Annotated in this window: 7 protein-coding genes; 5 read left to right on the top strand and 2 right to left on the bottom strand. The window is 66.9% G+C overall.

Annotated features, from left to right (window positions below; all coding sequences use genetic code 11):
• Positions 1-188: 188 nt before the first annotated feature.
• The gene (locus WAW17_RS02575; RefSeq protein WP_422331455.1) at positions 189-1,019 is read right to left on the bottom strand and encodes an SDR family oxidoreductase; all 831 of its coding nucleotides are present in this window, start codon (positions 1,017-1,019) and stop codon (positions 189-191) included.
• An 86-nt stretch (positions 1,020-1,105) separates the two neighbouring features.
• On the opposite strand from WAW17_RS02575, the gene WAW17_RS02570 reads away from it, so the two are divergent.
• The 4 genes from WAW17_RS02570 (at position 1,106) to WAW17_RS02555 (ending at position 5,178) form a co-directional block, all read left to right on the top strand.
• The gene (locus WAW17_RS02570) at positions 1,106-2,683 is read left to right on the top strand and encodes a methylmalonyl-CoA mutase family protein (RefSeq protein WP_422331454.1); all 1,578 of its coding nucleotides are present in this window, start codon (positions 1,106-1,108) and stop codon (positions 2,681-2,683) included.
• Positions 2,683-3,084, top strand: a complete 402-nt coding sequence (locus WAW17_RS02565; RefSeq protein ID WP_422331453.1) for a cobalamin B12-binding domain-containing protein — start codon at positions 2,683-2,685, stop codon at positions 3,082-3,084. The genes WAW17_RS02570 and WAW17_RS02565 overlap by 1 nt, the downstream gene beginning before the upstream one ends.
• Positions 3,085-3,172: 88 nt before the next feature.
• Positions 3,173-4,129: an LLM class F420-dependent oxidoreductase gene (locus WAW17_RS02560; RefSeq protein ID WP_422331452.1), complete on the top strand. Its 957-nt coding sequence runs from the start codon at positions 3,173-3,175 to the stop codon at positions 4,127-4,129.
• The gene (locus tag WAW17_RS02555) at positions 4,126-5,178 is read left to right on the top strand and encodes a CaiB/BaiF CoA transferase family protein (protein ID WP_422331451.1); all 1,053 of its coding nucleotides are present in this window, start codon (positions 4,126-4,128) and stop codon (positions 5,176-5,178) included. Before WAW17_RS02560 ends, WAW17_RS02555 begins: the two co-directional genes overlap by 4 nt.
• Positions 5,179-5,263: 85 nt before the next feature.
• Here the strand turns inward: WAW17_RS02555 and WAW17_RS02550 are convergent, their stop codons facing one another.
• Positions 5,264-6,283, bottom strand: a complete 1,020-nt coding sequence (locus tag WAW17_RS02550) for a 2Fe-2S iron-sulfur cluster-binding protein (protein WP_422331450.1) — start codon at positions 6,281-6,283, stop codon at positions 5,264-5,266.
• Between the two features lie 135 nt (positions 6,284-6,418).
• Between WAW17_RS02550 and WAW17_RS02545 the strand changes: the two genes are divergently transcribed.
• Positions 6,419-7,140 (top strand): class I adenylate-forming enzyme family protein (locus WAW17_RS02545; RefSeq protein WP_422331456.1); only part of this gene is annotated, 722 nt, incomplete at its 3' end.

Genomic DNA, 7,140 nt, shown 5'->3' with positions numbered 1-7,140 from the left:
CCTCTCGCGGGTACTGACGATGGAAGCGGCCCTGGGGGTTTCCGGTGGTCACGACGAGACTGTCGCACTGGTCGAACGGTTCCTGCGACGTCTCGAAGGTGAGCGGAAACCGGACGGGGCACCGGCTGCGCTCCAACCTCAACCGATCGGCCGATCGTAGACGGTGCCCGGCCGCACTCCTTGCGAAGTCAGTCCAGGAACAGATCCCGCTGGGGGTGCGCTCCGCCGCCGTAACGGGACAGGTCGTCGACGCCGGCCCCGGTGAGCACGGCGGCGTCGATGAAGCAGTGTCCGCTGGTCTCCTTCGCCGGCCGGGAGAAGATCTCGACAGCGGCGTCGGCCATGATCTCGGGGCTGCGTGACGCCGAGAGCAGGGACTCTCCGTCAGCCATGTTGGCCACCGCGGACGTCGCGATGTAGGTCTGCGGCCACAGGCAGTTCGCCGCGATGCCGGCACCGGCGTACTCGGCCGCCCAGCCCAGTGTCAGCAAGGTCATCCCGTACTTCGACAGGGTGTACGAGGGATGGGCGCCGAGCCAGTGCGGGTTCATGTTGATCGGCGGCGAGATCGTGAGCACGTGTGGGTTGGAAGATGTCCGCAGGTGCGGTAGGCAGGCCTTGGTCAGCAGGAACGTTCCGCGGCAGTTGATTTCCTGCATCAGGTCATACTTCTTGGCGGAGAGATTTTCGGTGCCTTCGAGGGCGATGGCGCTGGCGTTGTTCACGCAGATGTTGACTCCGCCGAATCGCTCGACGGCGGTCTCGGCGGCCCGTTGCACGTCCTCTTCGCGACGCACATCGCCGACCACGGCGACCGCCTTGCCTCCGACGGCTTCGATGTCGGCGACCGCGGTGTGGACCGTCCCCTGAAGTCGAGGGTGGGGTTCGGCGGTCTTGGCCAGAAGAACCACGTTCGCGCCCTGCTTGGCCGCGGCGAGGGCGATCGCCAGTCCGATACCGCGGCTGCCGCCGGATATGACCATGGTGCGGTCGCTGAGTGCGTTCTGCAGGCTCTGCATCGTTCTCCCTTGTTCCAGTAAGGCCGATCATTACGTTCTCGGCGATGATATTGGCATTCTCATTTTCTGCAAGTAGTGTATCCGTCGTGAACGACTTCGCTGAAACCTCTTCGGGCATCCCGCTGGAGCCGGTCTATGGGCCGGCCGACCGCGGCGCTGAGCCGCCTGCTCCGGGTACGTACCCCTTCACCCGCGGCAACTTTGCCTCCGGCTATCGGGGCCGGCTGTGGACGTTCCGCCAGTACTCGGGATTCGGTACCGCGGAGGAATCCAACCAGCGCTACCAGTATCTGCTGGCCCAGGGCGGCACCGGATTGTCGGTCGCGCTCGACCTTCCCACCCAGTGCGGTTACGACTCCGATGATCCCGAGGTCACCGAGGAAGTCGGCCGGGTCGGGGTCGCGGTCGACACCCTCGCCGATGCCGAAGTGCTCTTCGCCGACATCCCACTCGACAAGATCAGCACCAGTTTCACGATCAACGGGACGGCGGCGATCCTGCTGGCGTTCTATGTGGCCGCGGCCGAGCGTGCGGGCGTGCCCCGGGCGAAGCTCACCGGGACGATCCAGAACGACATCCTGAAGGAGTACGCCTCCCGCGGCACGTGGATCTGGCCGCCGGAGCCGTCGCTGCGGCTGATCGCCGACACGATCGAGTTCTGCGCGGCCGAGGTTCCGCGATTCAACGCGATTTCTGTCGCCGGTGCGCACTTCCGCGATGCCGGCGCCACCGCGGTGCAGGAGATGGCCTTCACGCTCGCCGACGGAGTCACCTACTGCGACACCGTGGTGGAGCGAGGCCGGATGACGATCGACGAGTTCGCTCCACAGATCTCGTTCTTCTTCTACACACACGGTGATTTCTTCGAGGAGATCGCCAAATACCGTGCGGGACGAAGGCGCTGGGCCACGATAGTCCGGGAGCGCTACGGTGCGACGACGGACAAGGCGTCGATGTTCCGCTTCGGCTGTGTCGCCGGTGGCGCCTCGCTCTACGCCCCCCAGGCGCAGAACAACCTCGTGCGGGTGGCCTACGAGTCGATGGCGTCGGTACTCGGTGGGGTGCAGTCGATGTTCACCGCCGCGTGGGACGAGCCGTTCGCCCTGCCCAGCGAGGAGTCCGCGACTCTCGCTCTGCGCACCCAGCAGATCCTCGCCCTCGAGACCGGAGTGACACGAGTCGCGGATCCGCTCGGAGGCTCCTATTTCGTCGAGGCGCTGACTGACGCTACCGAGGCCCGCCTCATCGAGATCATGGCGGACCTCGAGCAGCACGGCGGCATGGTTCGCGCCATCGAGGACGGGTACCTGCAGGGCCTCATCGCCGACGAGGCGTATCAACTCCACAAGGACGTCGAATCGGGTGTACGCCCGGTGGTCGGAGTGAACCGGTTCGTCTCCGAGGAGCCCGCCCCCGAAATCTCCACCTACGAGCTGAATGCCGAGGGGCGTGCGCTGCAGCTGAAGCGGCTGGCACAGGTCAAGGCCGAACGTGATCCCGAGGCGGTCAGCGCCTGCCTCACCGCTCTGTCCCGCGCCGCGGAAGGAACCGATAACCTCATGCATCCCTTGATCGACTGCGCCAACGCCTACTGCACCGTCGGTGAGATGGTCGCCGCACTCAAAGCCGTCTGGGGCGAATTCCAGCAGCCGGTGGTGTTCTGATGAGCGCCCGCGTGCTCGTCGCCAAGCCCGGCCTGGACGGCCACGATCGCGGCGCCAAGATCGTGGCTCGCGCGCTGCGGGACGCCGGATTCGAGGTCATCTACACCGGCATCCGCAAGCGGGTCGAGGACATCGTGGCGATCGCCCTCCAGGAGGACGTCGCAGTCGTCGGTCTCAGCATCCTCTCCGGAGCCCACGTGGCGCTGACCACCCGGACGGTCGAGGCGCTGCGCGCGGCGGACGCCGGCGACATCGCCGTGGTGGTCGGCGGCACGATTCCGCAGGAGGACGTTCCTCGCCTGCTGGCCGCGGGTGCGGCAGCGGTCTTTCCCACCAGCACACCTCTGGAGGAGTTGGTGACCGGAGTGCGTGCGCTCACCGGCACCCCGACACCGTCCTGACCTTTCGCGGACAACAGCTCGGAAAGCACCACAGCCGCGTCGACCGCCGGGTCGCGCGTGGAAACTCATCTCGGAACTTGGAGGAATCGTGCGGATCGGAGTGATGATCGGGCCGGAGCAGGGAGACACCGCCCGGAAGGTCGACCGGATGTTGAAGGACGTGGAGTGGGCGGAGGCAGCGGGACTGGACACGGTCTGGGTTCCGCAGATCCCCACGGACTTCGACGCGTTGACAGCCGTGGCGCTGATGGGCACGAGAACGACGCGGATCGAGATCGGAACCGCGGTGGTGCCATTGCAGGCGCAGCACCCGATCGCGCTGGCGCGACAGGCACTGTCGACGCATGCCGCCACCGGGGGACGCCTGGCCCTCGGGGTCGGACCGTCGCACCACTGGATCGTGGAGGACATGCTCGGGCTCACCTATGAAAAGCCGGCCAAGTTCACCCGCGACTACCTGGACATCCTGAATGCCGCGCAGCACGGTCCCGGCCCGATCGATGTCGAGAACGACACGTTCACGGTGCACAACCCGCTCGACCTCGCGCCGGTGGGTCCGATGCCGATCCTGATTGCAGCGCTCGGTCCGGTCATGCTCGAGCTGGCTGGTGGGCGCACCGACGGCACCATCCTGTGGATGGCCGACGAACGCGCGATCGCCGAGCACGTCGTCCCGCGCATCACGAAGGCTGCTGCCGATGCGGGCCGCCCGGATCCGCGCATCGTCGCGGGTATTCCGGTGTGCCTGTGCACGCCGTCGGAGGTCGATACCGCGCGCGAGCGCGCCGATCGCATTCTCGCGGAAGCCGAGATCTCGCCCAACTACCAGCGGCTGCTCGAACACGGCGACTCCCGGACGATCGGTGACATGGCAGTCGTGGGCGACGAAGACGCCATCCTCGCCGGGTTCCGCCGTTACGCCGATGCCGGCGTCACCGACCTGTCGATGCGTCTGCTGCCGATCGGCGACACGCGCGACGAACTGGTGGCCTCGAAGTACCGCACCCGGGATGTGGTCGCCGAGCTCGTGAAGGAATTGAAGTGACGCCGGGGCCTCTCGCGGGTATCCGGATCCTCGAGGTCGGTCACATCCTGGCAGGCCCGTACGCCACGATGGTGCTCGCCGACCTCGGCGCCGAGGTCACCAAGATCGAACCGCCGACCGGCGACCTTTCGCGGCAGGTGAGCGACTCCTACTTCGCCAGCCTCAACCGTGGAAAGCGCAGCATCTGTCTCGACCTGACAACGGACGAGGGACAGCGCCGCCTCGGTGAGCTCGCGGCCGAATCCCATGCTCTGCTGGTCAATCTGAAGCCGTCGGCGGTTCACCGGTACGGGCTGACCTACGAGGCCCTCCGCAAGTGGAACGAGAAGATCGTCTGTGTTGCGCTCACCGGGTACGGTCTGGACGCGGGCGACGATCCGGCCTTCGACTATGTGATCCAGGCTGTCACGGGTGTCGCCGCTCTGACCGGCGACCCGTCCGGGCCGCCCACTCTGCCCGGGTACTCCGCGGCGGACAACTCCACAGGGCTGACCGCCGCACTCGGTCTGCTCGCGCAGATCGTGTCCGGACGTGGTGGGCAGGTGGAGGTGTCGCTGCGGGACGTCATGCTGTCCCAGCTCAACTACCGCGCGTCGGCGTATCTCAACGAAGGTACCGAGCCGCGCCGCATGCCGTTCGGTGCTCACTCGTATTATGTTCCGGCCCAGCTTTTTCCGGCGTCCGAAGGATACCTGGCGCTGTTCATCACACATGACGGCTTCTGGAAGAAGTTCGCTGCGGAGGCGGGCATCGACGGCTTCCCGACGATGGCGGAACGTGCCGAGCGGCGCGAAGAAGTTCTCGCCGTGGTGACCGCGGCGCTCGCCGCGGACACCGCGAGCGGGTGGGAGTTCCGGCTCCGTCCGCTGGGTGTTCCGGCGGCCGCGGTTCGCTCCCTGCCCGACGCATTGGCGGCCACACCGGAGATGGTCGTGACGGCCGGCGATTTCCGGTTGGTCGGAAGTCCCATCCGGGTCGCGGGTTTCGAACCGGACTACGGGCCACCGCCTCGTCTGGACGAGCACGGCGACCTGCCCGTTCGATCCTGATCGCAGATCGGCAGCTCCGAACGTTCACGGTCGGGCACCCCACCTCCGCGGAGGTGAGGTGCCCGACTGCCGCGTTTCGGCACACTCAGTACTGAACCTTGATCGACACGCTGTCGGGCACGGCCTGGCAGGTCAGGATGTAGCCGTCGGCGATCTCGTCCTCGTCCAGCGCATCGTTGACCCGCATGGTCGCGCTGCCCTCGACGATCTTGGCGATGCAGGTGGCGCAGTTACCCGCCTCGCAGGAGAACGGTGGCGAGAGCCCGGCGCGCCGCGCGCTTTCGAGCAGGGTCTCTCCCGCTTTGCGGGGCACCGACGTCTTCTTGCGTGCCAGCACGATCGTCACGGTGCCCTCGAGTTCGGCAGTGGGCGCATCGCTCGCAGCGGCGGGCTCGGCCGCCGTCTCGCCGAGTGGGGCGGCAGTGCCGAATCGCTCGCTGAACACCTTGCCCGGTCCCGGCAGGGCGGACTCGACCATCGCCATGAACGGCTCCGGGCCGCACAGGTAGATGTCCGCGTCGCCGTCGGTGCCCACGAAGTCCTGCACGGCCGCTGCGTCGAGCAGTCCTCGCTGGTCGTCGAAGTGCCGCACGACGGTCAGTCGCCCCGGGTACCGCTCGACGAGTTCGGACAGGACGGCGTCGAAGATGGCCGAGTCGCCGTCACGATCCGCGCACAGCAACCGCACGGGCCGATCGGTGGCTGCCAGCGTGCTCTTGGCCAGGGACAGGATCGGTGTGATTCCGCTGCCGCCGCTGAAACCGAGCAACGGTGCCTCGGTGGGGCGCAGGCAGAAAGTTCCCGCCGGCCTGGTCAGCTCCACCTCGTCGCCTTCGACGACGTTGTCGAGCAGCCAGTTCGACACCTTGCCGCCGGGGACTCGTTTGACGGTGGTCATCAGTTCGCCGTCGGTCTCCGGGGCACTCGACATCGAGTAGGAGCGAAACAGTTCCTCGCCGTCCACGTGGACACGGAAGGTGCAGAACTGCCCGGCCCGGTAGGAGAGTGGTCCGCCGTGCGGAGCGAGCACGAAGGTGCGCGCGTCGGCGCTCTCCTTCACGATCCGGGTAACGGTCGCGCGTTGAAACAAAGGGGGTCTCGCCATGGACCGTCTCCTCCTGGTATGAAGATTCTAGTGGGTGGAGAATACTATTCTCTCAGATGCGATAGGATCTTCTCAATGGTCAATTCAAGCATGCGAGACGGGGTGAGCGCTATGGCCCGCGGGGAGAAACGAGGGATGGCCGAGCGGACCGTTCTCGTGTGTGACGAGAGCGAGTACAGCCTCGGCCAACTCGATGCGCTGGCAGACGGGATGGCCGCGATGTTGGCGGATCGCGGGGTCCGGGCGGGGGACCGGGTCGCGCTGATGTCGTCGAACCGTCCGGAGTTCGTCGTGGCGGTGCGGGCCGTATGGCGGCTCGGGGCCGCCGTCGTGTTGATCAGCCCGGCGTGGAAGCGCGAGGAGGTCGAGACGGCCCTGGCGCTCACGAGGCCGGCGTGCGCCGTCGGTGACTCCCCGGTGCTGGCCGAACTCACGCCCGTGCTCGACCTGAACGAACCCGTCACGCCTGCCCGCGGCTCCTACCCGGCACCCGACCCGGACTCTGACGCAGTGCTCGTGTTCAGCTCGGGGACAACGGGATTACCGAAGGCGGTCCGGCACACCCATGCCTCGTTCGCTGCCGCAGTCGGGCACTGGCGCACAGCGCTGGGACTGACGTCCTCGGACCGGATACAGGTGCTCACGCCGCCCTCACACATCCTGGGACTGCTCAACATCGTGACCGCGCTGGAGACCGGGGCCTGGGTGCGGCTGCAGCGCCGGTTCGACGTGGACCGGATGCTGCACCACATCGAGACCGACCGGCTCACGGTGGAGAATGTCGTCGCGCCGATCGCTCTGGCCATCGCGGGGCATCCGAAACTCGAGTCGTACGACCTGTCGTCGCTGCGCTACAT

Origin of the sequence: Rhodococcus sp. (in: high G+C Gram-positive bacteria), assembly GCF_049286785.1 — a bacterium.
In the GTDB taxonomy this organism is placed as follows: domain Bacteria; phylum Actinomycetota; class Actinomycetes; order Mycobacteriales; family Mycobacteriaceae; genus Rhodococcus_F.
Note: the sequence above shows the minus strand (reverse complement) of the source record. Positions and strands in the feature narration are given on the sequence as shown.